The sequence below is a fragment of the Rhizohabitans arisaemae genome (genome assembly GCF_025996515.1).
In the GTDB taxonomy this organism is placed as follows: Bacteria; Actinomycetota; Actinomycetes; order Streptosporangiales; family Streptosporangiaceae; genus Rhizohabitans; species Rhizohabitans arisaemae.
Genome location: NZ_BLRH01000029.1, coordinates 618198 through 643894, shown reverse-complemented (window position 1 = coordinate 643894; position 25697 = coordinate 618198). Strand labels below are relative to the sequence as shown.

The window sequence follows — 25697 nt, the reverse complement described above, 5'->3', positions numbered from 1 at the left end:
CCGCTTCACGCCCCGACCTCCCCGGCGATCTGCTGGGACTCCTCCGGCTTGTCGCGCGTCGGGTTGGTATCGAGCCACCGCAACAGTTCCTCCGACATCAGATCCACGCCGATTCGACCGGCACGCCCATCGAGATCCCTGAAGACACATTCACCGTTGCCGAGCGCGCGAAGAACCGCCTTGTGCTCCTCCGACGCGTCCACGCCGAGAAGCGACATGACGTGCTCCACCTCCACCCGCTCGGTCGACCGGAAGGCGAAGACCGAGGAGAGACAGTTGGTGACCTGCTCGTTGAGAAGGTCACCGGCGTTCTGGGAGACGAGTACGAGTGCGGTGTTCCGGGAGCGGCCCATCCGGCTCACCTCCGGGACGAGCTTGGCCCCCTCCGGCGTGGAGGTGATCGCCCACGCCTCGTCCAGGAAGATCGCCTTGGGCGCGCGCCGGTCCAGACCGTTCATCAGCCGCCGGGCGAACTGGGAGACCAGGTAGAGCAGAGCCACGGAGAGCCGCTGTTCGTAGGAGTAGTCCTCCCGGGCGAACGCGGCGTCGGGCAGGGTCAAGCCGCCCAGCGTGAAGACCGTGGTCCAGCCCTCCGAGTCGATCTGGTCACCACCTGACGGGTCGAAGCAGAGCCGAGCGAGACGCATCTCCGACATTGAGCGAAGCACGGCGCCGAGGTTTTTGGAAGCCGGATCCTCGGAAGCCTCCAAATACTCCACGACCCGCCCGAGCGACGGGGACGGCTGATTGGCGACGGCCGTCACCGCCTGGATCATCGCCGACTCCCGCTCCTCCGACATTCGGGGCAGCAGCAGCCGCAAAGTCTCGGTGGCCATCGTCTTCTTCGCGGCGAGATCGTCCCCGAAGGAGAACGGGTCGAGCAGCCCCGGGGCCGCCGACCCGAGCGGCAGGATCCGGGCGCGGCGGCCGCGGCGCTGCAGCAGCCGGACGAGGGACTCGGCGTCCCCCTTGGGGTCGATGACCGCGATCGTGGTCCCGCGCAGGGCCATCTGGTAGATGAGCAGCAGGGCGAGCGTGGTCTTCCCGCCGCCGGGCTCACCGGTGATCGCGATGGCGGTGGGACGGTTCCGCGCCGCCGCGACCAGCGGGTCGAAGTGGACGATGGACCGGGCCCGGCCCATCGTCTCGCCGATGTAGGGCCCCACCCAGCCCGAGTCCCCCCGGGCCGCCCGGTCCCCCAGCTCGACCGTGGCCATCGCCATCCCGCCCGCGATCGTCCGCAGCGGCTGACGCTGGGCGTAGGCCTGCACCCGGACCCGCTCGCCGGGAAGCGCCTCGCAGAAGAGGGAGAACTGGTCCCCGGTGGAGTTGACGATGTCGATGCCGAGGTCGCGGTAGTGCTCGACCACCGCCTCGACCCGCTGGACGCAGATCTCCTCGGTCGGCGCCGTCACGATGAGCCGGTGCCACCCGTACACGAACGGCAGCCGCTCCTTGGTGATCCCGTGCTCCAGCATCCGGGCCGCGTCGATCTGCTCGGCGAGGGCGATGGGCGCCTCCGCCCCGGCCTCCCGGATGTGGATGTCCATGTCCCGGGCGTGGGCGAGCTTGCGGGCAACGTCCCGCGACGCCTTCACCGGGGTGATCAGCCGCATCCGGCTGGACACCTCGACGGGGAAGGGCAGCGCGTCGGCGAAGTGCAGCCACGGTTCGCCGTCCGGGAACGGCATCAGGTCGGGAAACCGGGCGAACGACAGGTGCGCGGCCCAGGACTCCCCGTTTACCTGGACGATCCGCAGCATGGATCGCCCATTGTGGATCTGCCCCTCGACCAGGGACTCGATCTCCCCCCTGCCCCAGCGCCGGTTCGGGCTGGCCGAGGGCGCGGGGTCGATGAGCGAGCCGCTCACCGCGTGCTGGAAGAGCCAGGCGATCTCGGCCGACGTGGCGTGCCGGGCGTAGAGGGCGCTCGCCGAGAGCGCCCGCCCGAGCCGTTCCGCCTGCTCGGTCCACTTGGTGATCTCGTCGTCGGGGATCGAGTCGTCGTCGAGGCCGAGCATCCGCTCCGAACGCTGGTACGCCCCGAAGAACTGGGAGAGCACGCCGGTGCCGAGCTGGGTCCCCCGCAGGCCGAGCCGGACGCCGAGATAGACCTCCTTGGTCCAGAAGTCCTTCGCCCAGACGTGCCGGTACATCTCCTCCAGGTAGTCCCGCCAGCCGGGCCCCTCGTCGGAGGTCCGGTCGAGTTCCATCGCCCACGCGGCGGCCGGGTAGGTGCGGTTGGCCACCCGCAGATGCACCTCCGCGTCGGGCATCCGGATCGCCGACAGGGCTATCGTGACGTTGGTGGCGAGGGCTTCGCGCTCCTCGGGGGTGACGAACTCGTAGGAGACCGTGGGCAGCCGGAAGTACACCCAGGCGGCCGTGTCCGTGAGCAGAATCCGGTCGTCGAAGTATCGGACGGCGAGTCGGCTCCGGTTCCGGGAAGCCCTGCTCATCGATGATTCCCCCTCCTCGCGCGCCCCTCGGCCATCCCGGCCGGCGCCGTCGTCACCCCGCTCGGTCCGCGGCTGTCCGGGCTCACCGGGCGGCTCTCATCGGGTCAGCTCCTGTTCGGTCACCGAGGTGGCCTTGAATCCCGAGGTCACCACGCCGGCGAGGGCCAGATACGCGCGCCGTGCGGGCATCCTGAGGTAGCCCAGCTCCACCCGCGGCTCCTTCCCGGGCGCGAGCGCGTCGTCCCACGGCACCCGGACGATCGCCCGGCAGCGGCCCCGGGCCACCATCTCGGCCTGCTCGACGTCGGAGATGCTGCGTTTGCTCACCCCGTTGACCACCATGACGGACCTTCTGCGCAGTTCCGCACAGCCGTGGCCGTCCAGCCACTCGTAGGTCATGGCCACGGCGTCCGGGGCGTCCTCGCTGGCGGGGGCGACGAGGACGAGCTGATCCGCGTACGGCAGGGCGCGCGCCGCCACCGCCGCCGCGGGGTCGACGACGATCAGCTTGTAGTGCCGGTCCAGCACCCGGACGGCCCGGTCGAAGTCCTGGTCGTCGAGGTTGGAGCCGCCTTCGCCACCCGCGATCACCTCCAGGCCGGACTTGGTGAGATTGGTGTAGGCACGCATGCTCATATATCCGGATATGCCTTCGAGGCCGCGGAGGAGGGAACCCAGCGTCTCCGGCGACTCCGGCTTGATCCGGCTCGTCAACGTCTGATCACCGACGTTGGCGTCCACGGCGAGGATCCGATCGTCGCGATGGTGGGCGAGCGAGTGACCCAGCATCAACGCCGTCGTCGTCTGCCCCGCCCCGCCCGTACAGCCGAGGACCACCACCCGTCGGCTCCCGGTGAACTCGGTGCGGACCCGCGCCTCCTCGGCGCCCTGCCCGTCACCCCGCCCCGCGCCGCCGATCACGACCTGGGCCAGCCTGCGCCAGCCCCCCGGCTGATCCGCCCGGCGGACCACCGACTCCACCCGGCGAACCCTGGGCTCCACCCTGGCCGGATCCGGCTCCCGCGACGGCCCCGGCAACGGAACGGCGGGGACCGCACCCGACCTGGCGTCACCCGAACGTGACGGAGGCGGCTGGTTCGACATGCTGATCGACACCGCGCCCTGACCCGGCCGAGCCCGGCCGGGCGTCCGCCCCCCGGCGGGCGCCGGAGACTCGGGGTGGCGCGGGCGAGGCGGAACCACCGCGGGCGCCTCCCGGCGCGGACGCGGCGCCGGCGGCCGTACCTGCGGCTCCGCGTGGACCGGCTCCACCGCATCGGCCTCCCCCGGGTCCCCGACCTGGGGAACCCGCCGATCCTGGGGCTGTGCAACCGGCTCCGGCACCCAAACGGGCTCGTCTTCCGGCTCCGATCGCTTGGCGGACACCAGCAGCACATCCGGACGAGAGGGCCGGACGGGACGCGCCGGTACGGGCGGATCCTGCTCCCGTGGGTGGTCCACCGTCTCCGGGACCGCCACCTCGGGAACGCGAGACGGGCGGGGTCGCGCGGGCTCCGCCTGCTCCCCGGACTCCGTCCCAGACGCGTCGGATCCCGTCCCTTCCTCGTCGAGGGCGACCTCCACCGCGGGTGCCTCAGACCGAGAATGACGTGACGACGGCACGGGTACGGGCGGAGCCGCCGGGTCGGCCTCCTGCGCGGGCTCACCGAGGTCGTGCGGTGCGACGAGCGCATCCGGGGGCGGCTCGGCCGGGCCTTTCGCGTGGCGGCCCACCGGCTCGGCCGCGAGCCCGGCCTCGGCGCGGGCCACCTCGGCGCGGAGCCGGTCCGCGCTCAGCCGCTCCCGCTCGGCCTCCGGCCGTGCCTCCGCCGAAGGCACCGGCCGCGGCTCCACCGCCGCGGTGTCCGCGGTCTTCGGGGCGTCGCGGCGGCCGGATTCGCCGGGCGGGTCGGCCGCCATGTGCCTGCGGAGCTTGCCCAGGGCTTCGGCCGAGATGCGCGGGACGCCACCGCGGATCCGCTCCGCCGGGAGCGCCGACCCCTGTGCGGGGGGAGTGGACGCCCGGACGGGCTCGGGCCGCGGCGGTGCCTCCGGCACCCGTTCCGCCGGAAGGGCGCGTTCCCGCGGCCGCGGCGCGGGCCGCCGGCGGGCGGCGGGCCGCTCGGGCACCGGATCGGGTGCCGTCGCCGGCTCGGGAAGGGCGCGCGGCGGCGCCTCGTCGGCGACCCGGTCCAAGACGAGCTCGGGCGCGGAGCCGAGGGCGACCCGCTGCGGATCGCGCCAGACCCGCGCGGTGAGAACGATCTCTGAGGGCTCCTCCACGGGGGCGAGCCGGCACCAGGTCCGCGGCTCGCCCATGTAGCGGAGCTGGGATTGGAGCAGCTCGGTGAGGCGCTTGCTCTCGATCACGGGGCGGGTGGCCAGCCAGGTGACCACTCCGGGGGGTACGAGGTAGACGACGTGCCACGGGGCGTCGAACGGAAGCCCGATCAGGTAGAGCAGGAGGCTCCAGGGGGCGAGCACGCCGATGAAGACACCGATCCAGACCATGGGCAGCGGCACGGGGAGCCGCAGGTCATACAGTTTGTATAACCGCTTCTCGATTCGCCAGATATTTGTGTATGTAGGCAGATCCACTTACGTGCCTCCCTTCACCGCCCGGCCTGATTCCTGTCACTTCCCTACTTAATACCGAGTGCCCCCGCCAGAGCCCTCGCGATCGCCTCGATGATGTTCGGAACGTAGAAGATCACACCGATTCCGATGGCCAGAATGATGAACTGCACAAACCTGGTGATCTCACGGGTGAAAAGGAAGAAAATCGCCACCACGGATACGATCACGAGGAAGAGCGGGCCGAAGAATCCACGCAGAAAGTTGGCCAGCCCCTCGGTGTCGACCTCAGCAGGGGGTGTGGTCGGTGACGCGAGATCGACCGCGGCCGACAGCACGGTCTCGATAATCAATTCCGGTCCTCCAGGGGTCTCGATCAGCAAACCGCGACGAGTGACGCCAATCTAGGTCATTCGCTACCCCGCGGACCGACTTGTGCCGCGTATGTCCTTTACGAACCACTTGTCGCCTTGCTGCTCTACAGTGAGCCGATAGGACTGGGTGAGTTTGGAGGTTCCCTGGCCTGCCCCGCCTGAAGTAGTCCCCGCCCCACGCACTCTCCACACCACGGTCGCGTTGATCTCCCGGGTCGGCCCGCCGACCGGCACGACCACCTGCTGAAGTCTGTCCAGCTCCAGGGCACCCTCAAAACCCTTCAAGCTCACCCCCTGCGCCAGGTAGCGCTGAAGGGCGACCGCGTCCGTCCCGCCGTAGGCCCGGAAGAACCCGTCGAGCTGACCGGTGAGCTCACTCTCCGTCGCCACGTCCCGATCCACGTCCTCCTGCTGGGGCAGTGCGGCGACGGCGGGCGCGGGAAGCAGCCCCGGACGATCCGCCACGACGAATCCCGTGCCCGAGTAATGAACGGGCACCGAGAGGAGATACCGCTGCGACGCGGATTGGACGACGATGGTGATCACGGCGTTCTTGGCGTCACGGACGTCGACGTCGTAGGCCTCGAAGGCACCCGCTACCAGTTTTCCGGTCCCGTCCCAGCCGAACTGCCGATCCGCGCCCGCGGGCAGGAACGGGGCGAGCCGCGCCTCCCGTTCGGCCGGCCTGGTGGAATCGAAATTCAAATAGGCTGCGGCGAATTGTTCGGCGAAAGCGGTACCGGCGACCGTCGGAAATCCCGCCTCCGGCTGAACAATTTGACCGACCGGAGCGGAAGGCGATTCGGTATAGCGGGCGACGAGTGCGGTCACCCCGTTAATCAATATGACGATGAGAACGGCCCAGAGAATCGTCCGGCCGATCCAGACCAGCCAGCGTCCGCCCCCGCCGCTCCAGCCCGGCCTCCGCCGGGCGGCCCGGCCGCGATCATCCTCTTCGGCCCATGCGTCGCCCGCGTCGGGTTCGTATGACGCGCGCCTGAACGGGGCCTGCCCGTCGAGCCGGCGCAGCGGCGCCTGCCCCGAGCCGCGGCCACCCCGCGAACCGTGCTGGACGGTCGACTTGCGAGCCATCACGCCTCCGCTCGCGCCGTTCCTCCCGGTGGGCGCGGTATCGTCATACTCTCGTTATCCACGGTGAAGTATTCACCATAACGGTGCTTACCAAATCTTCCGGGCATGACTCACCTACACCATCGAAAGCCGCATCTGACCCCAACGTCTGCATCCACAACACGAGGGTCACACAGACCGGCGCGAGTAGGCGGCCAAACCACGCACGAGTTTGCTATTACCTGGCAGCCAGGAATTTGTCACCAGAGTCAGACATGACGAAGCACCACGCCTGACCAGCGCGTCAAATCCCCCGGAACCCACCCGACTCAACAACCGACGGGCCTTTTCCGGTCCTGGCGGCACAACCGGAACCGACGGCATCCATGATCCCACCCGTCCCTCACCCCGTCGACCCGCATCCTGTGCGACAGTCGGTGTCGTCACGTCGGCGTCACGTCGTCACGTCGGCCGAGGAAGGAAGGCGACCATGTCCCAGGCCGAGTACCTGGCCGTTCTCACCACCACCGACAGCGCCGAACGCGCCAGGGAGCTCGCCGCCACGGCCGTCGAACGCCGCCTGGCCGCCTGTGCCCAGATCGACGGCCCGATCCGCAGCGTCTACCGCTGGCAGGACACCATCCAAGACGACACCGAGTGGCGTGTCCTCTACAAGACCACCGCCGACCGCTACCCCGACCTCGAAGCCCACATCAAGAGCGTCCACACCTACGACACCCCCGAGATCATCGCCACCCCCATAACCGCCGGCAACGACGCCTACCTCACCTGGCTCCACACCGAAACGGCGCCTCGGTAGCCGAAGACCCTGCCGTCAGCCGTGCCGGAACGAGTAAACGCCCAACCCGGCATCGAGGCGACACCCAATTCACGAAACCGATCACGCCGCGGCCTCCGCCCAACGGCGGATCCGACGGCCTCAGACGACCGGTCCGGTGTCACCTGGCCCTGTCTTCGATGGCCTCGAAAATGTCCGAGTCGGTCTCCTTCTGCCAGTCCGGCAGGTCCGGCCAGTCAGCAACGTAGCCCGGCTTCGGATCCTCGAAGTGCTTGTACATCTGAGCTACCCAGCACGTCGCGACGAAGCGGCCCTTCTGCTCCCGTGTCAGCCGCACCGCGTGGCCATCGCTCAGATCGAGGAATTGACGTACCTGTTCGTACACGACCCCTGCAGCCGCACGTTCCCACTCGGGCGTGTCCTCCCAAGGAGTCACGTAGCCCGGCTTCGGCTCACCCGGAAAGTGCTTCCGCACTCCCGCGATCCACGCCTCCCTGAACAACCGGGCGCCCTCAATCTCCGGCACGACGACCCCTCTCGTCACATCACACCCAAGACACCGATCTCGGCGTCCAACTCCGCCACACGGCGATCCCGGCCCCAGGAACCGAAATCCGCCCGCAAAGCCTGGAGTTTACGGGCGATGTATCCAGAGCCCGATTGCTGAGCCAGCCGGAGAGCCTCACCACCATAGGTCAGAAGCTGCTCGACGTCACGGCGTTTCATCCCGATTACTGCGAGGTCGGCTAGGGCGGCACCCCGGCGGCGAATAGACTGCCCCTTGGTCAAAGCGTCAGAGACCAGCGCCCTCTTAAGCGCTGTCTCGGCAGGGTCGAGTCGCCCAAGCCGGACGTAACAGGCCCCCCGCTCCTCATCGAGACGTGAACCGTCGAAGCGTAGCCACCCGCCGTTGTCGACAGGTCCATTCAAGTCTGCGACCTGCTGAGCCTCGTCGAGGGCCCGCTCGCAAGAACCGACAGTTCCCAAGCCCGCGTATGCCGCAGCCTGCACTGATGCCACCCAATGCCTTGTGGACCGTGCGCTGTCACCACGTATGGCGATCCTCCACGCAACTTCGAGAGTCTCGGCGGCCTGCGCAAAACGTCCCTCGAAAACGTCCAAGTACGCGTGCCGGACAAGCGCGCAGGCCCACAGATCGAAAGCGTGAGCGTTGCCACTGGCTGAAGTGGCCAACGTGTAGTCCGCTGCAGCGTCCGTGTATCGGTTGGCATCAAATGCCAGCTCACCCGAGAGCTGAAGGAGATCTCCTGCGACCTCACACAAGGCACTGGTCTGGTGTGATTTCCTCAGTGCGTCGTTCAACACACCAAGCTGTTCGCGAACGATCAACGTGATGGAGCCTTTTGAACGGGCCAGCAGGTAAACCCGCCAAAGGTGGTCGTTCATCTGGTGGAAGTCGTCGATCGAGCCTCGCTCGACCGCATCCGCAATCGCCTCAGCCTCATCATGCGCGAGGGCCGTCAGAGCCCCGGTCGTCGCCATGAGGCGTAGAAACTCACGTCGGATCACGTCGTTGTTATGCCCTGAACCATGACAATCACCAGACGGCGACGCTACGGACTCCAGGCAGGCAGTTCGTGGCAAGGTTAGCATTACGTCGAGTTCGGCGAGATCCAGGTGTAGCAACATGGCCATTTTCGGCCGGTGAACACCCTCGGGGGTTGTTTCCCCCCGCTCCCAGCGGCCAACCGTTGTGCGATCGACACCGAGGGCATGGGCGAGCCGCTCTTGACTGTAGCCCATGGCTTTCCGCCGCTTGGCTAGGCCCATATCGGCCTCTTTCCCCAATTGATCATTGTCTTACCCATACGGTGCACTCCGTGCATCAGAAAAGCGTCAAGAATGCCGCACGGTTGCCGTGGTTCACATCGATCCGGGACTGTTGGCTGGACTTACCGCCGGACAAGCTCCCCCGGTTCAGGTCAGGCGGCTTAAACAAGAGCCCGCTCCGAAACGCGGTCGGGCATCCATCCCGAAGGGATATTAAGGGAACCACCAGTGACCCGGGAGGACTCTGATGCACTTGGTTATCGCAACTCCATTTCTCGACGACTACTTGTTGCTTCGGCCGGGTGCAGCAAACGGCGCGAGGTTACCGCGAGGTATGTATGAGGAGCTCAGGCAGCTGGCCGGCTCAAACAGCAGAGTCCCACCGTGGCTGGCCGATGCGGCTGCGAAGTCGTGGGGGCTGGAGCTAAGGACCCGACCGATGGCCGAGACCGTTCTGGTACGTCAGCCATCCCCCCACGGCTACTGCCGAGCATCGTACGAGCTAAATCTCGGCTGCAACTTCGACTGCTCGCACTGCTATCTCGCCCAGAAAAGGTTCGCCGGGCTGAAGTGGTCTGATCGCGAAAAGCTCCTGAACGCGATGCGTGACGCGGGCGTTGTGTGGCTCCAACTAACGGGCGGCGAACCGCTGATCGATGGACAGTTCGCTGAGACATACATCTACGCCTACGGGCTGGGCATGATGCTCTCCATATCCACAAATGCATCCACATTGTGGAAGCCAAAGAACATTGACCTCCTCACCTCCAGACGCCCCTATCGCGTGACGATCAGCGTGTACGGCGGAAGCGAAGAGTCATTCGACGGGCTGACTAGGCGCCGCGGGTCGTGGAAGAACTTCAACAAGGGCATGAGGGCGGGCATGGAGGCTGGTCTGCCGATCAACCTCAACTTGATCATCACCGGGAGCTGCGCCCAAGAACGCCAACAGATGATCGATATGGCCGAAAGTTGGGGACTTCCCTACCACGTCTTCAGCAACATGAGTCCGACCATCTACGGGGGCGCCGACTCCCTGCCCGCCCAGTCAGAAGAGCACCTCACAAAGCGGCGAGTGTTTACCGGCTGCCACGCGGGCCATACGTTCTTCCACTCTGACCCTCACGGCAGAGTCACCATCTGCAAGGTGGGCCGGGAACACCCCATTGACCTCGTATCGGAGGGTGTGAACGGGCTGTCCAAACTTCCCGCCATCGCGGATTCCCTCATGCTTCGCACTGGTGGCTGCTCCGGCTGTGCTCTATCGGGCTCCTGCATGGTGTGCAGACCGTTGGCCAAGCTCTACCAAGAGGCGAAGGCACCACTGAAGATGTACTGCCAGCACGCCTAGGAGGTAGTCGCATGACCGCGCTCATCATGGAACGGCCAGCGGGTCCCGGACCCGTCGCCATTAAGATCACAACTCGCCCTTGCGAACTCACGGAGATCGAGTTCGTCAGCGATCTTGAGGCTGTCGTCGAGTCCGAGAAGTGCTCATGTAACGCGGGTGACGACAACCCCTACTAGGTCGCCAACTGCGACCTAGCAGGTAGAGCGCGGGTGTCTACCGGCCCCGCGCTCGCTCATTCCTAATCCTGAGTGGCCAGCGCATCGAGCTGCTCAGCAGGCCGCTGAAGGGCATTGATCATGTTCCCCTTGTACTCCCGTGTCCGGAGCAGAGTGAACCCCTGGGTCTCGTAGTACTTGACCAGTCGATCCTCGGTGGTTACGCGCCGGACCCACCGCTTGCCCTCCCGCGCAGCTCGGTCGACGGCCCAATGGGCGATCCTGGTCCCCAGTCCCTTGCCCGCATATGCCGGATCGGTGACCGTGTTTGCCAAGAGGAAGCAGCTCTCAGCTCGCTCTTCCTCGGTAAAGATGGCGGTGCCGGTCTGTTCAAGGAGCATCGTCATGCCGATGGGCAGACTGTCGTCGCCGACCAGGACCCACATGGGCGCGTGTGCGGAGAGACTCCTGTCAGCGATCTCGCCGGGTGTCTGAGGCCACAGAATGACACCCTGATCGGCCATCCACGTGAAGCGGCTCGCGACGAATCTCTCAACGTGATCCCGGTCCGAGGGAGCGGCTCGACGCATGACATACAAGGCGGCTCACTCCCATGATGTTGGGTATCACCACAGTAATGGGATCGGTGAAACCCATGGGGCGAAGACGTAATCCCAGGGCGGTGGAACGCACCGAACTGTGTCACCCTTCGTGAGTCGGTGGCACGGTTCGGGGGCCACGCGGTGAGAGCAGCGGGTCAGACGTGAAGCGGAACTCCACGACGTGCGCCATCGCGCATGCTCCGGGTGCAGCAGTACGATTGCGACGACACCCCGAGATCATCGCTATCCCAGTCACCACCGGCGACGACGCCTACCTCACCTGGCTCCGCACCGAAACCACCACCCACCGCCTGACCTCCCATGGTTCAGATACGAGTCGTCCAACACGATCGACATCGCCGAGTACCGATAGGGCGGTTCCCCAACAGTGAAGTTCTTGGGGCGAAGACGTAGTCCTGAGGTGGTGAGACGCACCAAACCCACCGAACCATGGCCCCACCGGCTTTCACATGCGGAGTGTGGTCACAGTGTGTGCGATCTCCCGTGCATGGTCCGCCGCTGCGGGGCCGCGGATCGGATCGGGCGCCTCGGCCAGGAAGACGAGAGCAAGCATCAACGCGGCGTCCAGTCGGCACACCGACAGCGCGGGATCATTGTCGGGGGGAACCGCAGTCGTCTCCGCATATCCGCTGCGGATCGCTGCCAAATCAAGCCCGTTTTCGGGGTATCGGGCGTATTCCGTCAGTCGCCCGAACTCCACGGCGGAACAGCCGAGCAGGGCGTTCGACCAGTCCAGCAGGGCGACGACGTTGCCACGCCGCCGCCGAGTGTTGTCGCTGCGGATATCGAGGTGGATGAGACTGTCCTCGGTAACGCCGCTGAGGTGTCTGCTGATGAGTGACGGATCTGGCGGTTCCGACCAGTCGCCGATGTACCGGCCGATCTCACCCCACCGGCGCCGAATGCGTGCGGCGATCGCCCCGGCTGTGGGCATTCCCTCGGACGCGACCGGCCTCAGGCGTGGCGGTGGCACACTGTGAAGGCGGGCGAGGAGCCGCCCCAGGGCAAAGGAGTCGAGATCCGAACCGTCGTCGTGGACATATGTGGTCAGCAACGCGTCGGAGGATGACGACTCGTCCGCCAGGATCAGCTCCATCGGCTGTGCCACCGGCAAGCCGTAGGCCGCCAGATACCGAGTGAGCTCGTATTCCTGGGCAAGCAGGGCGCGGGTGTCCACATGAGGATCATTGGCGTTCGAGTCGTACCGCCGAGGGGCGAGCCGAACCACAACGGGTTCCCCGTCTTGCCGCCGGGCCCGGTACGCGGAGAACTCCAGTCCCCTGCCGATCAACTCCAGGCCGCTCAACCCCCACCGTCCGGCCAGGTCATTCAGGATGGCGGGGTGTTCAGTCACCGTGCACGCTCGGAGAACTCACTTGCAGGCGGGATCGCAGGAGGGGGAGCAGGCTCGGCGATTCTTTCATTGGGCGCAGGATATCAAGCGTCCAATGAAAGTAACGCTCCGCAGTCAAGCACTCACACGAATCGGCGCGTGCTTGTGCACGGTCCGCGCCGACCGGCCGCTACACGTTGAAGCGGAACTCCACGACGTCGCCGTCGCGCATGACGTAGTCCTTGCCTTCGATCCTGGCCTTGCCGCCGGAGCGGGCGGCGGCCATGGAACCGGCGGCCGTCAGCTCGTCGAAGGAGACGATCTCGGCCTTGATGAAGCCGCGCTGGAAGTCGGTGTGGATGACGCCCGCGGCCTCCGGCGCCGTGGCCCCCTGCTTGATCGTCCAGGCCCGGGCCTCCTTGGGGCCCGCGGTCAGGTAGGTCTGCAGGCCGAGGACGTTGAAGCCGACCCGGGCGAGCTGTGCGAAGCCGGACTCCTCCTGGCCGACCGACTGGAGCAGCTCCAGCGCCTCGTCGTCGGGGAGCTCCACCAGCTCAGACTCGATCTTGGCGTCGAGGAAGACCGCCTCGGCGGGGGCGACGAGGGCGGAGAGCTTGGCCCGGAGGGCCTCGTCCACCAGCTCGTCTGCGTCGAGGTTGAAGACGTACAGGAACGGCTTGGCGGTAAGCAGGTGGAACTCCCGCAGTTCCGCCAGGTCGATCCCCGCGCCCGCCGCGCCGGCGAAGAGGGTCTGCCCGGAGTCGAGCAGCCTGGAGGCCGCCTCGGCCGCGTCCAGCAGCGCCTTCTTCTCCTTGGAGCCGCGCACCTCCCGGGTGAGCCGGGGGATGACCTTCTCCAGGGTCTGCAGGTCGGCGAGGATCAACTCGGTGTTGATCGTCTCGATGTCCCGCCCCGGGTCCACGCCGCCGTCCACATGGGTCACGTCGGGGTCGGTGAACACGCGGATTACCTGGCAGATGGCGTCGGTCTCCCGGATGTTGGCGAGGAACTGGTTGCCCCGCCCCTGGCCTTCGGAGGCGCCCCGGACGAGCCCCGCGATGTCCACGAACTTCACCCGGGCCGGGAGGATCTTCGCCGAGCCGAACATCTTCGCCAGTGCGTCGAGGCGGGGGTCGGGCACGCCGACCTCGCCGACGTTGGGCTCGATGGTGGCGAAGGGGTAGTTCGCGGCGAGCGCGTGGGCGCTCTTGGTCAGGGCGTTGAACACCGTGGACTTACCGACGTTGGGCAGGCCGACGATACCGATGGACAGGCTCACGTTCGGTGAGTTTACTGGCCTTTCCCCCGGCCCGCTCCGCGTGTACGGCCTGCGGCCCGTACCGGATCCCGGGCGTGTCGGGCGTCGAACGCCCGGGATGTCCTGCGAGCATGCCGGGCATGGACGTCACGGCTCTCCTCCTCGGACTGTTCATCGGGCTCGGCACGGGTGTCGCGATCGGGCTGGCGCTCGGCCGGGCGAGGACCTCGGCCGCGATCGTGGAGTCGGCCACCCGCGCCGCCGCGGCGGAGGCCCGGGCTCACGCGGCCGAGGAGCATGCGGAGGGGCGCCTCACCGAACGTTTCCAGGCGCTGTCCACCCGGGCGCTGGACGTCAACAACCTGCGTTTCCTGGAACTCGCCGAGAGTCGGCTGGCCGCCTCGCGCGCCGAGGCCTCCGGCGATCTGGAGCAGCGCAGACAGGCGGTCGAGCACCTGGTCACGCCGCTGCGGGAGGCGCTGGAGCGGCTGGAGGCCCAGATCCGCGAGTCGGACTCGGGGCGGCGGACCTCCCACGCCGAGCTCGCCCAGCAGGTGGAGTTCGTCCGGAAAAGCTCGGATCAGCTCCGCGCCCAGACCCAGTCGCTGGTCCGCGCGCTGCAGCGGCCCGAGGCCCGGGGTCGGTGGGGGGAACTGCAGCTGCGCCGGGTGGCCGAACTCGCCGGGATGGCGAGGTTCTGCGACTTCGACGAACAGGCCGTCGCCTCGACCGCGGACGGGACGGTCCGGCCCGACATGGTGATCCGGCTGGCGGGCGGCAAGAACGTGGTGGTCGACTCCAAGGTCTCGCTCGCGGCGTACCTGGAGGCCGCCGAGACCGAGGACGCCAAGGCGGGGGCGCTCCGCCTGCAGGCGCACGCGCGGCATCTGCGCGAGCATGTGGACCGGCTGGCCGCGAAGCCGTACTGGCAGGCGTTCAGTCCGGCGCCGGAGTTCGTGGTGCTGTTCATCCCGGGCGAGGCGTTCCTGGCGCCGGCGCTGGAGCACGACCCGGAGCTGCTGGAGCACGCGATGCGCCGCCGGGTGCACATCGCCACCCCGACCACGTTGATCACGATGCTCCGTACGGCGCACTACGCGTGGCAGCAGGCGGCGCTGAGCGAGAACGCCCAGGCGGTGTTCGAGCTGGGCAAGGAGCTCTACGAGCGGCTCGGCGGGATGGGCCGGTCGCTCGACGGCCTGGGCAAGGCGCTCGGCAAGGCCGTGGAGTCCTACAACCGGACGGTCGGCTCGATGGAGAGCCGGGTCCTGGTGACCGCCAGGAAACTCCAGGATCTGGGGGTGGTGGACGCGGCTCTCGACACGCCGGACCCGGTCGATCAGACGCCCCGATCCCTCTCCGCCGCCGAGCTGATCGAGCCGTCCGCGCAGGTCGACCCGGCGGCAAACATCGCTCTTCCACCTCCCGCAAACGGTAGGTTGGCGCGAGACTTGTCGTAGGCGTCCTGGTGTGGGTCTTCGCCGACCCGCCGCATACTCGGGAGGGGGACGACGGTGACCGATCAGCTGTCTTCGGTACGGCCGGGGCCCACGGCCCCGGTCGCGGGCCGGTCGGGGAGGGAGCCGGGCGTCCGGCTCACCGCCCGCGGGGCGACCCTGCTCATCGTGGCCGTCACCCTGGCCGGGCAGCTGACGGCCGGGCCCTTCGCCGTGCCGTTCCTGGGCGGCCTCTGCTTCGTCGCGGTGTGCCTGGGCGTCGCCTTCCTGGTCCGCTCCGCCGACCTGCTCTCCCTCGTCGTGACCCCTCCGCTGATGTTCTTCCTGGCCACGTTCGCCGCCGAGTTCGTCAAGGCGCTGGGCGGGTCACTCCTGCAGGGGCTGGGAATCGGGCTTTTCACCGCCCTGTCGGGCGGCGCCCCGTGGATGTTCGGCGGGTCGGCGCTGGTCCTGGTGATCGCCCTGGTCCGGGGCCTGGCGGGGAACGTCCGGGATCTCCGGGAGGCTCTGCGCGGCGGGGAGCAGCCCGAGGCCCCCAAACCCCCCGAGTTCGCGCCGGAACCCGAGGGGTACTACGAGCCGCGCACCTACGGCATGACCCGTGAGGATCGGGAGAGCCGCACCGGTTAGATGGCGGCCCTGAGGTCGCGGCGAAGCTCGTGCGGGAGGGCGAACCGGACGTTCTCCTCGATGGAGGAAACCTCTTCGACCTCGTCGAAGCCGTGTGCGGCGAGTTTGGCCAGCACCCCGGCGACCAGCTCGTCCGGGACCGACGCCCCGCTGGTCAGCCCGACCGTGTCCACGCCCTCCAGCCACGCCTCCTGGATGAAGGACGCGTTGTCCACCAGGTAGGCGGCGTCCGCTCCGGCGTCCACGGCCACCTCCACCAGGCGGACGGAGTTGGAGGAGTTGTCCGAGCCGACGACGATGACGAGCTGAGCCTGCTTGGCGATCTCCTTCACCGCGACCTGGCGGTTCTGGGTGGCGTAGCAGATGTCGTCGCTCGGCGGGTCGAGCAGGTTGGGGAACCGTCCTTTGAGCGCGGCGACGGTCTCGTTGGTCTCGTCCACCGAGAGCGTGGTCTGGGAGAGCCAGGCGACCCGCTCCGGGTCCTTGACCTGGACCTGGTTGACACCGGCGAGGCCGTCCACGAGGTGGATGCGGTCGGGCGCCTCACCCGCGGTGCCCTCGACCTCCTCGTGCCCTTCGTGGCCGATCAGCAGGATGTCGTAGTCCTGCGCGGCGAAACGCTTGGCCTCGTTGTGCACCTTGGTGACGAGAGGGCAGGTGGCGTCGATGGTCCGCAGGCCCCGCTGGGCCGCCTCCACGTGCACCGCGGGGGACACGCCGTGGGCGGAGAAGACGACGATGGCGTCCTCCGGCACCTGCTCGGTTTCCTCGACGAAGATCGCTCCACGCTCTTCCAGGGTCTGCACGACATGCGTGTTGTGCACGATCTGCTTACGGACGTAAATCGGCGCGCCGTACTGCTCAAGCGCCTTCTCCACGGCCTGTACCGCGCGGTCGACCCCCGCACAGTAGCCGCGTGGTTTGGCCACCAGGACACGCCGCCGGTTCATCGAGGTCATGAGTCCATGGTATTCGGGGTACACGTGGAGTCTGACGGGGAGATGAGCCAGCTATGAGGCAGAGTGATCCTATGTCCGACACAGTGTCCAGTGCGGGGTCCACCAGCCACCGCAATAAACGTGATGAATACCACGAAACTCCTCCAGAAGGAGCCACCGCGATGATCCGTGACCTGGTGAGCACGGTGACCAAGACGGTGCGCGAGGTGATGGAGGACCCGTCCGAACTCCGGGACCGGGCCAGAGACCTTCCGCTGTTCCTCTTCCAGACCGCGCTCAGCGGCGTGGGTCAGGCCCTGCTCGTGGGCGATCAGATCAGGACCGCCCTCAAGCAGCTCACCGGCGACCTGGGCGCCGAGGAGCGGGAGGCCGAGGAGAGGCCGTCCACCCGCCGGGAGCCGATGATCTTCGCGCCCCGGCCGGCGAGCGACGGCGCGGAGCGGCGGCGTGAGGAGCCCGCCGTGTTCCGGCCCCGGGCCGGCGCGAAGACCGCGGCCAAGGCGGCCGAGAAGCCCAAGCGGACCAGGGCCACGGCCACCACCGCGGCCAAGGGCCGCAAGCCCGCCGCCAAGGCCCCGGCCGCTTCCAAGGCCCCGGCCGCCGCCAAGGCGGCCAAAGCGGCCAAGCCCCGAGCCGCCGGCCGGCCGGCCGCCAAGCCGGCGAGGGCCGCCAAGCCCGTGAAGCCCGCCGCGGCCGCCAAGGGGACCGTGGTGGAGTCCAAGGCGATCCCGGGCGAGCCCTTCGAGGGGTACGCCAAGCTCTCCTTGAACTCGCTCCGCGCCCGGCTGCGGGGGACCACGGCGGCCCGGATGACCGCGCTCATCACCTACGAGAAGGGGCACGCGGCGCGCCCGGACGTGCTCCAGATGTACGAGAAGCGCCTGGCGAAGCTGAAGTCACACTAAGCGGCGGTGCCGCGGGCGCCCGCGGGCAATAGGGTTGGCGGGGTGACCCAGCAATCCTCACCCGAAGCGCCGGTACCGGTCAGGACCGTGCTCCAGATGGTCGGCGGCTGGATCGCCAAGCTCGGCCGGATCTGGGTGGAGGGCCAGATCACCGAGCTTGCCGTCCGCGGCGGCACGGTCTTCCTGACGCTGCGCGATCCCGTGGCCAACGTCTCCGCCCGGGTGACCTGCCCCAGGCAGGTCTACGAGGCGACGTTGCCCCGGCCGGTCGACGGCGCCCGCGTCGTCGTGCACGTCAAACCCGACTTCTGGGTCAACAAGGGCACCTTCGCCTTCACCGCGCTGGAGATCCGGCCGGTGGGCGTCGGAGAGCTGCTCGCCAGGCTCGAACGCCTGAAGGGGGTGCTCGCCGCCGAAGGGCTGTTCAAGCCCGAACGCAAGCGGCGGCTGCCCTTCCTGCCGGGCACCGTCGGGCTGATCTGCGGCCGTGACTCAGCCGCCGAGCGCGACGTGGTGGAGAACGCCCGCCGCCGCTGGCCCGCGGTGCGGTTCCAGGTGGAGGCGGTGGCCGTCCAGGGCCCGTATGCGGTCGGCGAGGTGATCGACGCGCTGAAGCGGCTCGACGCCGACCCCGAGGTGGACGTGATCGTCATCACCCGGGGCGGTGGGTCGCTGGAGGACCTGCTGCCCTTCTCCGACGAGGCGCTGGTCCGGGCCGCGAGCGCCTGCCGGACCCCGCTGGTCAGCGCGATCGGCCACGAGCAGGACAACCCGCTGCTGGACTACGTCGCCGACCTGCGCGCCTCCACCCCGACCGACGCGGCCAAGCGCGTGGTGCCCGATGTGGGGGAACAGCTGGCCTTGGTGCATCAGCTCCGCGACCGGGGGCGGCGCCACATCGGCGGCTGGCTGCAGCGCGAGTGGGCATGGCTGTCGGCGGTACGGACCCGGCCCGCGCTCGCCGATCCGATCAGGGAGATCGAACGCCGGGCCGAGCAGGTGACCGGGCTCCGCGACCGCGCCCGCCGCAGCCTGCGAGGCGCACTGGACCGGGCCGAGGACGGCCTGGGCCACACCCGCGCCCGGCTGGTGACGCTCTCCCCTGCGGCGACGCTGGAACGGGGCTACGCCATCGTGCAGAACGAGTCCGGACATGTCGTACGGCTTGCGCACGACGTCGCGCCCGGCGAGGCGCTCAGCCTGCGTTTCACCGACGGCAGGGTCGGCGCCCGGGCCGAGTCCGGCGACGAGAACCGGCCGGAAGGTCCGCCGCAACCTCTAGAGTGATGTCATGGCCGAGGAGAAACTCCCCTACGAAAAGGCGCGCGAAGAGCTGACCGAGGTCGTCCGCCGCCTGGAGGCGGGCGGGCTCACCTTGGAGCAGTCCCTGGAGCTCTGGGAACGGGGCGAGAAACTCGCCGCCCTGTGCGAGGAATGGCTCCAAGGCGCCCGCGTCAAGCTCGCCGCCGCCATGGCCGAGCGCGAAGAACCATCCCCCGGCGCCAAAGCCCCCTTCTGACCCCGTACGGCCTCAGGCCGGCGGCCCAGCCTCTCCCACACCCGCCGAGCTCGGGCTCGGCGCTGCCGCCGCAGGCACGGGCGGTGAGCACTCACGCCGTACGGCTCAGGCCCGTACGGTCGGCCGCTTGGGGCGGTGACGGGCTTGACAGGGTCTGAGGGCGAAGGGAGGCGGCGAGCAGCCCGGGTTCCTCCCAGCTCGCGGTGCCGGTGATGACGAGGGTGGCCTCGGGTCGTTTGAGAACGAGCGTGCGCTCCGACCCCGGTGCGGGGACGGCCCCCTGCTCGGAGACGGCGCGGCCGTGCGGGGATCAGCTCGCGGATGGGACCGGGGTGGGTGTGACGGGGGTTTCGGCACGGAGGGAGACGGCGAGGCGGCCGAGTTCCTCCCAGCCGGCGGTGCCGGTGACGACGAGGGTGACCCCGGGTCGCTTGAGGATCAGGGTGCGCTGCTTCTTGTCCTCGCGGAACCGCTGCTCCCAGGTCACTGAGCCGACCTGCTGGGTGCCGACCGGTTTGTCGCTGTTGGCCATCCGGTTGGCGAACTCGGTCGGGTCCTCGTTGCTCTGCGCGAGCATGGCGTGCTCAAGGAGCGGGGTGGTGAAGCCGAGCCGCCAAGTCACCGCTTCGCCCTTCGCCCCGTCTTCGGAGCCGGCCTCGGCGTCAGGGGACGCGGTCTCGCTTCCCTCGGCGGGGTCGGGCTCGGTCGTGATGGTGTCGACCGTGACGGTCTCGGTCTCGTGCTCGACACCCTTCACGGACTTGGTCTCGATCTCGGTGGTCTCCACCCGGGAACTGGTGGGGATCCAGCCTGCGGGCAGTCCCTCGGGCACGTGGACGGGATACGGCGCCTGGCGGCGGAGTTCCCAGACGGCCGGCTGGTAGTCGATCTTCGGGATGTGCTGGGTGTCCCGCTGCGGCGTGATCACCAGAAAGACCGCCACCGCCGCCAGGCAGACCAGCATGGCGACGATGTATCCGGAGAAACCTTGGGCGAAGCGCACGGACATGAGGCTACCCGGGCCGCCGGATGGCCGCGATTATGGCCAGGGCGTCCTCGGCCAGGCGACGGGAGGCCTCCTCGTCCTCGGAGAGGGAGATCTCGGAGACGACGGAGGAGAGTGCACCGGTGATGACGACCACCAGGGCCGGTTCGTCGTCGTCGAAGAGGGCGGCGTTACGCTTGGCCCACTGCCTGAGCCGATCCTGCATGACCAGCTCGAAGCCGGGCGGGCCGTCGCCTCTGAGGAAGAGGGCGGACAGGTCGCGCTCCGCGAAGCAGCCTTCGAGGTAGGCCCGGGCACCCGCGATGAACAGGCGCATCGGGTCGGTCTCGCCCTCGGCACGGGCGTCGTGGAGGGCCTGCCGGGTGCGCTGGACCTGCCGGCGCTGAAATTCCTCGTAGAGGGTGTGATAGAGATCGGCTTTTCCGGAGAAGTGATGATAAAGACTGCCGACACTGGCTTTGGCCTGGGATACCACCTCGTTGACGCTCGTCTCGGCGAAGCCGCTCGCGATAAAGATCTCCCGCGCCGCCGCCAGGATCGCGCCTCGCGTCGCAGCACCCCGCTCCGAGTGCCGGGGCCGGGGGTCGGCCACCGTGGGCTGCTGGGTATCACTCCTCATGGTGGCTGACATTATCGTCCGATGTCGTTTTGAGCACTCCGACCACAACCGCACATGACAGAGGGGCTGATCAACATGTCCGACCACACGTCCACGACGACGACGGCGGTGCCCGCCGCCCTCGCCGCCGGCGAACACGCCCCCGATCGCAACCTCGCGCTTGAGCTCACCCGGGTCACCGAGGCCGCGGCGATGGCCGCCGCCCGCTGGGTGGGGCGAGGCGACAAGAACGGCGCCGACGGAGCCGCGGTGAACGCGATGCGCCAGTTGATCAACACGGTGTCGATGAACGGTGTGGTGGTGATCGGCGAGGGCGAGAAGGACAACGCCCCCATGCTCTACAACGGCGAGCAGGTCGGGGACGGCAACGGGCCGGACTGCGACGTCGCCGTGGACCCGATCGACGGCACCCGGCTCACCGCGCTCGGCATGCCCAACGCGATCTCGGTCATCGCGGTCTCCTCCCGGGGCTCGATGTACGACCCCTCCGCGGTTTTCTACATGGAGAAGCTGGTCACCGGCCCCGACGCCGCCTCCGCGGTGGACATCAACGCCCCGGTCGCCGACAACGTCGCGGCTGTGGCACGTGCCAAAGGCTGCTCCGCCTCCGACGTCACCGTGGTGATCCTGGACCGGCCGCGGCACGACCGGATCGTCAAGGAGGTCCGGGAGGCGGGCGCCCGGATCAAGTTCATCACCGACGGCGACGTGGCCGGCGCGATCATGGCGGCCCGGGACGGGACCGGGGTGGACATGCTGCTCGGCATCGGCGGCACCCCGGAGGGCATCATCGCGGCCTGCGCGATCAAGTGCCTGGGCGGGGTGATCCAGGGCCGGCTCTGGCCGCGGGACGAGGAGGAGCGCCGGAAGGCGGTGGAGGCCGGACACGACCTCGACCGGGTGCTGCTCACCGACGACCTGGTCCGCTCCGACGACGTCTTCTTCGCGGCGACCGGGATCACCGACGGCGAGCTGATGCACGGGGTCCGGTATCGCGGCGGCGGCGCGGTGACCGGCTCGCTGGTGATGCGGGGGCGCAGCGGCACCATCCGCAAGATCGAAAGCGAGCACCAGCTCTGGAAGCTCCGCGCCTACAGCGCGATCAACTTCGACAGCGCCCAGTGACGGTCAGGCCGGTCTGCGCCGGCCGAACCACCGTGCCTTAGGCGGCTTGGGCGACTTCGCCGTCACCTCGCCCAGCAGCACGAATCCGTCGATCTCGATCGTGGGCGCCCCCGGGTCGGCCGGGGGCGGGACCTTGTTGTTCCGCCCCCCCACCACGACCGAGGCCGACATCTCGATCCGCACCCCCTGCGGCACGATCAACGTGACCTTGCCGCAGATCACCGACAGGTTGAGGCTGACGTGGTGCGTCTGGAGGAGCGCCTCGCGCAGGTCCAGCGTGACGTTGCCGAAGAAGGCGGTGACCGGGTACCGGGGCGGGACCACGAACCGTCCCTTGCGCTCGTCGGAGCGGAAGAAGACCGACACCGGCCGGGTGTCCATTTGCAGCGGCTGCTCGTCGGGGGCGAGCAGATCCGCGGTGACGACGACCAGCTCTCCCAGGGTGCGGGCCCGGTAGACGCGTTCGATCCGCTCCTCGTGCTCGACGGCGGTGATCCGCCCGTCCGCGGCGGCTTCGCGGAGCACGTCGACGACGCGTTCCCGATCGGCGTCGGAGGCGCGCAGCTCCTCGGGCCGTGGCGCGTCGCCCCGCGCGGTCACCGGCAAGCCGACCTGCTCGGCGATCCGACGCGGGTCCCAGGGGGACGGAGATCGTTGGTCCACCCTTCGACGATATATCCCGCGTGGGTGGATGACATCCGGCGAATCCCTGAGCGAGGCCCCGGGAGTCCGCTCGAAAACCGCCGAGGGCGCCTCCGGTCGTGCGCGGCCGAAGCCCGCCGTGATCACCGCGTCCTCCCCAGTGCCAGAACACGGAAGACACGGTGATCACGAGCGGACGGATCGGCCACGGCCGCCGTTGACCCAAAGACGGCCAAACCTCACCGCGACGCGAATCTAACTCATTTTCGACAAAGAGGCCCAATCGCCCCCGCATTCCCGTGATCGTCGCGCTGGACGCACCCGCCGACGTGCACACGACACAGTGATCATCCGGATCGGCGACTCAGGAATGGACCACTAGATTTGCCATGCATTGGACCAATACTTTGGACCAATAGCTATCTAGATTCTTCCTCATGACCAGAACAGTGAGAGGCGCGCTCTGCGCCACCTCCGCCATGTTTCTCGTGGGCACGCTCGCCGCCGTGTCCGCCTTGGTCGGCACTTATCCGATCTATGGCGGCCAGGCGCTGCGGTACACCCTCGCCGCCGTGCTGCTGATCGGCATCGCCGGAGCCATGGGCCTGGGCTGGGTACGGCTGACGCGGCGCGAGACGCTGTACCTGCTGGCGCTCTCGGCCACCGGGCTCGTCCTGTTCAACGTCTTCGTCATCGAGGCGGCCCGGCACTCCAGCCCGACCCTGCTCGGCACGATCGTGGGCTCGGTCCCGCTGATCCTGGCCATCGCCGGACCGCTCGCCGCCGGACGCCGGCCCTCCGTCCGCGTGGTCACCGCCGCCTCGATCGTCGTGGCGGGCGCCACGCTCAGCACCGGTCTCGGCAGCGGGAACCTCCCCGGCCTGCTCTACTCCCTCGGCGCGCTCGCCTGCGAGGTGTGCTTCTCCCTGCTGGCCATCCCGCTCCTGCCCAAGCTCGGGGCGGTACGCATCTCCGCCTACACGACGGTGACCTCGATCCCGATGTTCATCGTGGTCGGCTTGGCCTTCGACGGCACGGGGGCGTTCCGGATCCCGAGCATGGCCGAGGCCCTCTCCCTGATCTATCTCGGCACGGTGGTGAGCGCGGGCGCCTTCTTCCTCTGGTACACCGCGCTCCCCCTACTCGGCGTGGACCGGGCCGGGCTGTTCGCCGGGATGATGCCCGTGGGGGCGATCATCGGCACACTGCTGCTGGGGCTGGGCACGCCGACCCCGGGGGACCTCGGCGGCGCGTTCCTGGTCATCCTGGGCGTTCTCATCGGGCTCTCCCCGGAAAAGCCCAAGGTCACGGGGGCGACGACCCTCCCGGATGAGATCCGCCGGTGACGGGCCGTACCCTGGGGGCGACCCGTATGTCGTGACGAGGAAGACGCGATGCCCGAGTTCGCCTATACCGACCTGCTCCCGCTCGGCCCCGACGAGACCGAGTACCGATTGATCACCACTGAGGGGGTCAGAACGGTCGAGGCCGCGGGCCGTACCTTCCTGGAAGTCGACCCCGGGGCCCTCAGCCTGCTCGCCGAGACGGCGATCCACGACATCTCCCACCTGCTGCGCCCCACCCACCTCGCCCAGCTCCGGAAGATCCTGGACGACCCCGAGTCCTCGCCCAACGACCGGTTCGTCGCGCTCGACCTGCTCAAGAACGCGGCCATCTCCTCCGGCGGTGTCCTGCCGATGTGCCAGGACACCGGTACGGCGATCATCATGGGCAAGCGGGGCCGGCACGTCCTCACCGACGGCCGGGACGCCGAGCACCTCTCCCGGGGGGTCTACGACGCCTACACCCGGCTCAACCTGCGGTACTCCCAGATGGCACCGCTGACCACCTGGGAGGAGAAGAACACCGGGAACAACCTCCCCGCCCAGGTCGAGCTCTACGCCGAGGGCGACGACGCCTACAAGCTCCTGGTCATGGCCAAGGGCGGCGGCTCGGCCAACAAGTCCTTCCTCTACCAGGAGACCAAGGCGATCCTGAACGAGGGGCGCATGCTGGCCTTCCTGGAGGAGAAGATCCGTTCCCTCGGTACGGCGGCCTGCCCGCCGTACCACCTGGCGATCGTCATCGGCGGCACCTCCGCCGAGTTCGCGCTGAAGACCGCCAAGTACGCCTCCGCCCGGTACCTGGACTCCCTCCCGGCCGAAGGCGGGATCACCGGGCACGGCTTCCGCGACCGCGAGCTGGAGGAGAAGGTCTTCGAGCTCACCCAGAAGCTCGGCATCGGCGCGCAGTTCGGCGGGAAGTACTTCTGCCACGACGTCCGGGTGATCCGGCTGCCCCGGCACGGCGCCTCGCTCCCGGTCGCCGTCGCGGTGTCCTGCTCGGCCGACCGGCAGGCACTGGCCAAGATCACCCGGGACGGGGTCTTCCTGGAGCGGCTGGAGACCGACCCGGCGCGATACCTGCCGGAGACGACCGACGACCAGCTCACCGACGAAGTGGTCCGGATCGACCTCAACCGGCCCATGGACGAGATCCGCGCCGAGCTCGCCAAGCACCCGGTGAAGACCCGGCTCTCCCTCAACGGGTCGCTGGTGGTCGCCCGGGACATCGCCCACGCCAAGATCGCCGAGCTGCTGGACTCGGGTGCGCCGATGCCCCGGTACCTCAAGGACCACGCGGTCTACTACGCGGGCCCCGCCAAGACCCCGGAAGGCTACGCCAGCGGCTCCTTCGGCCCCACCACCGCCGGGCGGATGGACTCCTACGTGGAGCGCTTCCAGGAAGCCGGCGGCTCCTTCGTGATGCTCGCCAAAGGTAACCGGTCCAAGCAGGTGACCGAGGCCTGCGCGCGGTTCGGCGGCTTCTATCTCGGCTCCATCGGCGGTCCCGCGGCCCGGCTCGCCCAGGACTGCATCCGCAAGGTGGAGCTCCTGGAGTATCCGGAGCTGGGCATGGAGGCCGTCTGGAAAATCGAGGTGGAGGACTTCCCGGCCTTCATCGTCGTCGACGACAAGGGCAACGACTTCTTCAAAGACCCCGGCCCGGCCCCGCTGCGGATCGGCCGGCGCTGACGGTTTCCACAG

At 68.5% G+C, this 25697-nt stretch carries 23 protein-coding genes; 10 read left to right on the top strand and 13 right to left on the bottom strand.

Going from position 1 to position 25697, the window contains the following annotated elements; all coding sequences use genetic code 11:
- Positions 1-5: 5 nt before the first annotated feature.
- The 4 genes from RUR_RS14450 to RUR_RS14435 all read right to left on the bottom strand — a co-directional run bounded on the left by RUR_RS14450 (position 6) and on the right by RUR_RS14435 (position 6499).
- The gene (locus tag RUR_RS14450; protein WP_283135529.1) at positions 6-2459 is read right to left on the bottom strand and encodes an ATP-binding protein; all 2454 of its coding nucleotides are present in this window, start codon (positions 2457-2459) and stop codon (positions 6-8) included.
- A gap of 96 nt (positions 2460-2555) precedes the next feature.
- Positions 2556-5057, bottom strand: a complete 2502-nt coding sequence (locus tag RUR_RS14445; protein WP_283135528.1) for a TcpE family conjugal transfer membrane protein — start codon at positions 5055-5057, stop codon at positions 2556-2558.
- A 44-nt stretch (positions 5058-5101) separates the two neighbouring features.
- Positions 5102-5371 (bottom strand): hypothetical protein, encoded by a 270-nt coding sequence (locus tag RUR_RS14440; RefSeq protein ID WP_283135713.1) that lies wholly within the window; start codon positions 5369-5371, stop codon positions 5102-5104.
- Positions 5372-5449: 78 nt separating this feature from the next.
- Positions 5450-6499, bottom strand: coding sequence for a conjugal transfer protein (locus tag RUR_RS14435; protein ID WP_283135527.1), 1050 nt, complete (start codon positions 6497-6499; stop codon positions 5450-5452).
- 469 nt (positions 6500-6968) lie between these two features.
- Between RUR_RS14435 and cutA the strand changes: the two genes are divergently transcribed.
- Positions 6969-7298 (top strand): divalent-cation tolerance protein CutA, encoded by a 330-nt coding sequence (cutA, locus tag RUR_RS14430; RefSeq protein WP_283135526.1) that lies wholly within the window; start codon positions 6969-6971, stop codon positions 7296-7298.
- Positions 7299-7437: 139 nt separating this feature from the next.
- Here cutA and RUR_RS14425 read toward each other — a convergent pair whose 3' ends face one another.
- Complete coding sequence (locus tag RUR_RS14425; RefSeq protein ID WP_283135525.1) at positions 7438-7803, bottom strand: hypothetical protein; 366 nt, start codon at positions 7801-7803, stop codon at positions 7438-7440.
- Positions 7804-7817: 14 nt separating this feature from the next.
- Positions 7818-9086: a helix-turn-helix domain-containing protein gene (locus RUR_RS14420; RefSeq protein WP_283135524.1), complete on the bottom strand. Its 1269-nt coding sequence runs from the start codon at positions 9084-9086 to the stop codon at positions 7818-7820.
- A 421-nt stretch (positions 9087-9507) separates the two neighbouring features.
- Between RUR_RS14420 and RUR_RS14415 the strand changes: the two genes are divergently transcribed.
- A complete protein-coding gene (locus RUR_RS14415; protein ID WP_283135523.1) occupies positions 9508-10419 on the top strand; it encodes a radical SAM protein in 912 nt (303 codons plus the stop codon).
- 238 nt (positions 10420-10657) lie between these two features.
- Here RUR_RS14415 and RUR_RS14410 read toward each other — a convergent pair whose 3' ends face one another.
- The 3 genes from RUR_RS14410 to ychF form a co-directional block, all read right to left on the bottom strand.
- Entirely contained in the window at positions 10658-11098 is a 441-nt protein-coding gene (locus RUR_RS14410) for a GNAT family N-acetyltransferase (protein ID WP_283135522.1), read from the bottom strand.
- A 544-nt stretch (positions 11099-11642) separates the two neighbouring features.
- Positions 11643-12551, bottom strand: a complete 909-nt coding sequence (locus RUR_RS14405) for a phosphotransferase family protein (protein WP_283135521.1) — start codon at positions 12549-12551, stop codon at positions 11643-11645.
- 169 nt (positions 12552-12720) lie between these two features.
- Positions 12721-13809 (bottom strand): redox-regulated ATPase YchF, encoded by a 1089-nt coding sequence (gene ychF / locus RUR_RS14400; RefSeq protein ID WP_283135520.1) that lies wholly within the window; start codon positions 13807-13809, stop codon positions 12721-12723.
- 119 nt (positions 13810-13928) lie between these two features.
- Between ychF and RUR_RS14395 the strand changes: the two genes are divergently transcribed.
- On the top strand, positions 13929-15248 hold the full coding sequence (locus RUR_RS14395; RefSeq protein ID WP_283135519.1) for a DNA recombination protein RmuC: 1320 nt from the start codon (positions 13929-13931) through the stop codon (positions 15246-15248).
- A gap of 54 nt (positions 15249-15302) precedes the next feature.
- Positions 15303-15875 (top strand): DUF6542 domain-containing protein, encoded by a 573-nt coding sequence (locus tag RUR_RS14390; RefSeq protein ID WP_283135518.1) that lies wholly within the window; start codon positions 15303-15305, stop codon positions 15873-15875.
- On the opposite strand, the gene RUR_RS14385 is transcribed toward RUR_RS14390, so the two are convergent.
- Entirely contained in the window at positions 15872-16834 is a 963-nt protein-coding gene (locus tag RUR_RS14385) for a 4-hydroxy-3-methylbut-2-enyl diphosphate reductase (RefSeq protein WP_283135517.1), read from the bottom strand. The two genes, RUR_RS14390 and RUR_RS14385, sit on opposite strands and share 4 nt — an antisense overlap.
- Before the next feature lie 161 nt (positions 16835-16995).
- On the opposite strand from RUR_RS14385, the gene RUR_RS14380 reads away from it, so the two are divergent.
- From RUR_RS14380 to RUR_RS14370, 3 genes are read left to right on the top strand one after another with little or no spacing between them, the layout of a single operon-like run.
- Positions 16996-17739 (top strand): hypothetical protein, encoded by a 744-nt coding sequence (locus tag RUR_RS14380; protein WP_283135516.1) that lies wholly within the window; start codon positions 16996-16998, stop codon positions 17737-17739.
- Between the two features lie 42 nt (positions 17740-17781).
- On the top strand, positions 17782-19026 hold the full coding sequence (gene xseA / locus RUR_RS14375) for an exodeoxyribonuclease VII large subunit (protein ID WP_283135515.1): 1245 nt from the start codon (positions 17782-17784) through the stop codon (positions 19024-19026).
- Positions 19027-19030: 4 nt separating this feature from the next.
- Positions 19031-19258, top strand: coding sequence for an exodeoxyribonuclease VII small subunit (locus RUR_RS14370; protein ID WP_283135514.1), 228 nt, complete (start codon positions 19031-19033; stop codon positions 19256-19258).
- A 310-nt stretch (positions 19259-19568) separates the two neighbouring features.
- Here RUR_RS14370 and RUR_RS14365 read toward each other — a convergent pair whose 3' ends face one another.
- Entirely contained in the window at positions 19569-20267 is a 699-nt protein-coding gene (locus tag RUR_RS14365; RefSeq protein WP_428846994.1) for a DUF4245 domain-containing protein, read from the bottom strand.
- A 4-nt stretch (positions 20268-20271) separates the two neighbouring features.
- Positions 20272-20883, bottom strand: coding sequence for a TetR/AcrR family transcriptional regulator (locus RUR_RS14360; protein WP_283135512.1), 612 nt, complete (start codon positions 20881-20883; stop codon positions 20272-20274).
- Positions 20884-20958: 75 nt separating this feature from the next.
- Between RUR_RS14360 and glpX the strand changes: the two genes are divergently transcribed.
- Positions 20959-22008 (top strand): class II fructose-bisphosphatase, encoded by a 1050-nt coding sequence (gene glpX, locus RUR_RS14355; RefSeq protein WP_283135511.1) that lies wholly within the window; start codon positions 20959-20961, stop codon positions 22006-22008.
- A 3-nt stretch (positions 22009-22011) separates the two neighbouring features.
- On the opposite strand, the gene RUR_RS14350 is transcribed toward glpX, so the two are convergent.
- Positions 22012-22671, bottom strand: coding sequence for a DUF1707 SHOCT-like domain-containing protein (locus RUR_RS14350; protein ID WP_283135510.1), 660 nt, complete (start codon positions 22669-22671; stop codon positions 22012-22014).
- Positions 22672-23087: 416 nt separating this feature from the next.
- Between RUR_RS14350 and RUR_RS14345 the strand changes: the two genes are divergently transcribed.
- Entirely contained in the window at positions 23088-23996 is a 909-nt protein-coding gene (locus tag RUR_RS14345; protein WP_283135509.1) for a DMT family transporter, read from the top strand.
- A gap of 48 nt (positions 23997-24044) precedes the next feature.
- Entirely contained in the window at positions 24045-25685 is a 1641-nt protein-coding gene (locus tag RUR_RS14340; RefSeq protein WP_283135508.1) for a fumarate hydratase, read from the top strand.
- Positions 25686-25697 lie beyond the last annotated feature (12 nt).

What these genes read in the sequence shown, in the direction of transcription:
- RUR_RS14435 (WP_283135527.1), bottom strand. Translation starts at nt 6,499, where the DNA reads ATGGCTCGCAAGTCGACCGTCCAGCACGGTTCGCGGGGTGGCCGCGGC.
- RUR_RS14450 (WP_283135529.1), bottom strand. Translation starts at nt 2,459, where the DNA reads ATGAGCAGGGCTTCCCGGAACCGGAGCCGACTCGCCGTCCGATACTTC.
- RUR_RS14415 (WP_283135523.1), top strand. Translation starts at nt 9,508, where the DNA reads ATGGCCGAGACCGTTCTGGTACGTCAGCCATCCCCCCACGGCTACTGC.
- RUR_RS14345 (WP_283135509.1), top strand. Translation starts at nt 23,088, where the DNA reads ATGACCAGAACAGTGAGAGGCGCGCTCTGCGCCACCTCCGCCATGTTT.
- RUR_RS14385 (WP_283135517.1), bottom strand. Translation starts at nt 16,834, where the DNA reads ATGACCTCGATGAACCGGCGGCGTGTCCTGGTGGCCAAACCACGCGGC.
- RUR_RS14380 (WP_283135516.1), top strand. Translation starts at nt 16,996, where the DNA reads ATGATCCGTGACCTGGTGAGCACGGTGACCAAGACGGTGCGCGAGGTG.
- RUR_RS14340 (WP_283135508.1), top strand. Translation starts at nt 24,045, where the DNA reads ATGCCCGAGTTCGCCTATACCGACCTGCTCCCGCTCGGCCCCGACGAG.
- RUR_RS14370 (WP_283135514.1), top strand. Translation starts at nt 19,031, where the DNA reads ATGGCCGAGGAGAAACTCCCCTACGAAAAGGCGCGCGAAGAGCTGACC.
- glpX (WP_283135511.1), top strand. Translation starts at nt 20,959, where the DNA reads ATGTCCGACCACACGTCCACGACGACGACGGCGGTGCCCGCCGCCCTC.
- cutA (WP_283135526.1), top strand. Translation starts at nt 6,969, where the DNA reads ATGTCCCAGGCCGAGTACCTGGCCGTTCTCACCACCACCGACAGCGCC.
- RUR_RS14360 (WP_283135512.1), bottom strand. Translation starts at nt 20,883, where the DNA reads ATGAGGAGTGATACCCAGCAGCCCACGGTGGCCGACCCCCGGCCCCGG.
- RUR_RS14365 (WP_428846994.1), bottom strand. Translation starts at nt 20,267, where the DNA reads ATGTCCGTGCGCTTCGCCCAAGGTTTCTCCGGATACATCGTCGCCATG.
- RUR_RS14410 (WP_283135522.1), bottom strand. Translation starts at nt 11,098, where the DNA reads ATGGCCGATCAGGGTGTCATTCTGTGGCCTCAGACACCCGGCGAGATC.
- RUR_RS14395 (WP_283135519.1), top strand. Translation starts at nt 13,929, where the DNA reads ATGGACGTCACGGCTCTCCTCCTCGGACTGTTCATCGGGCTCGGCACG.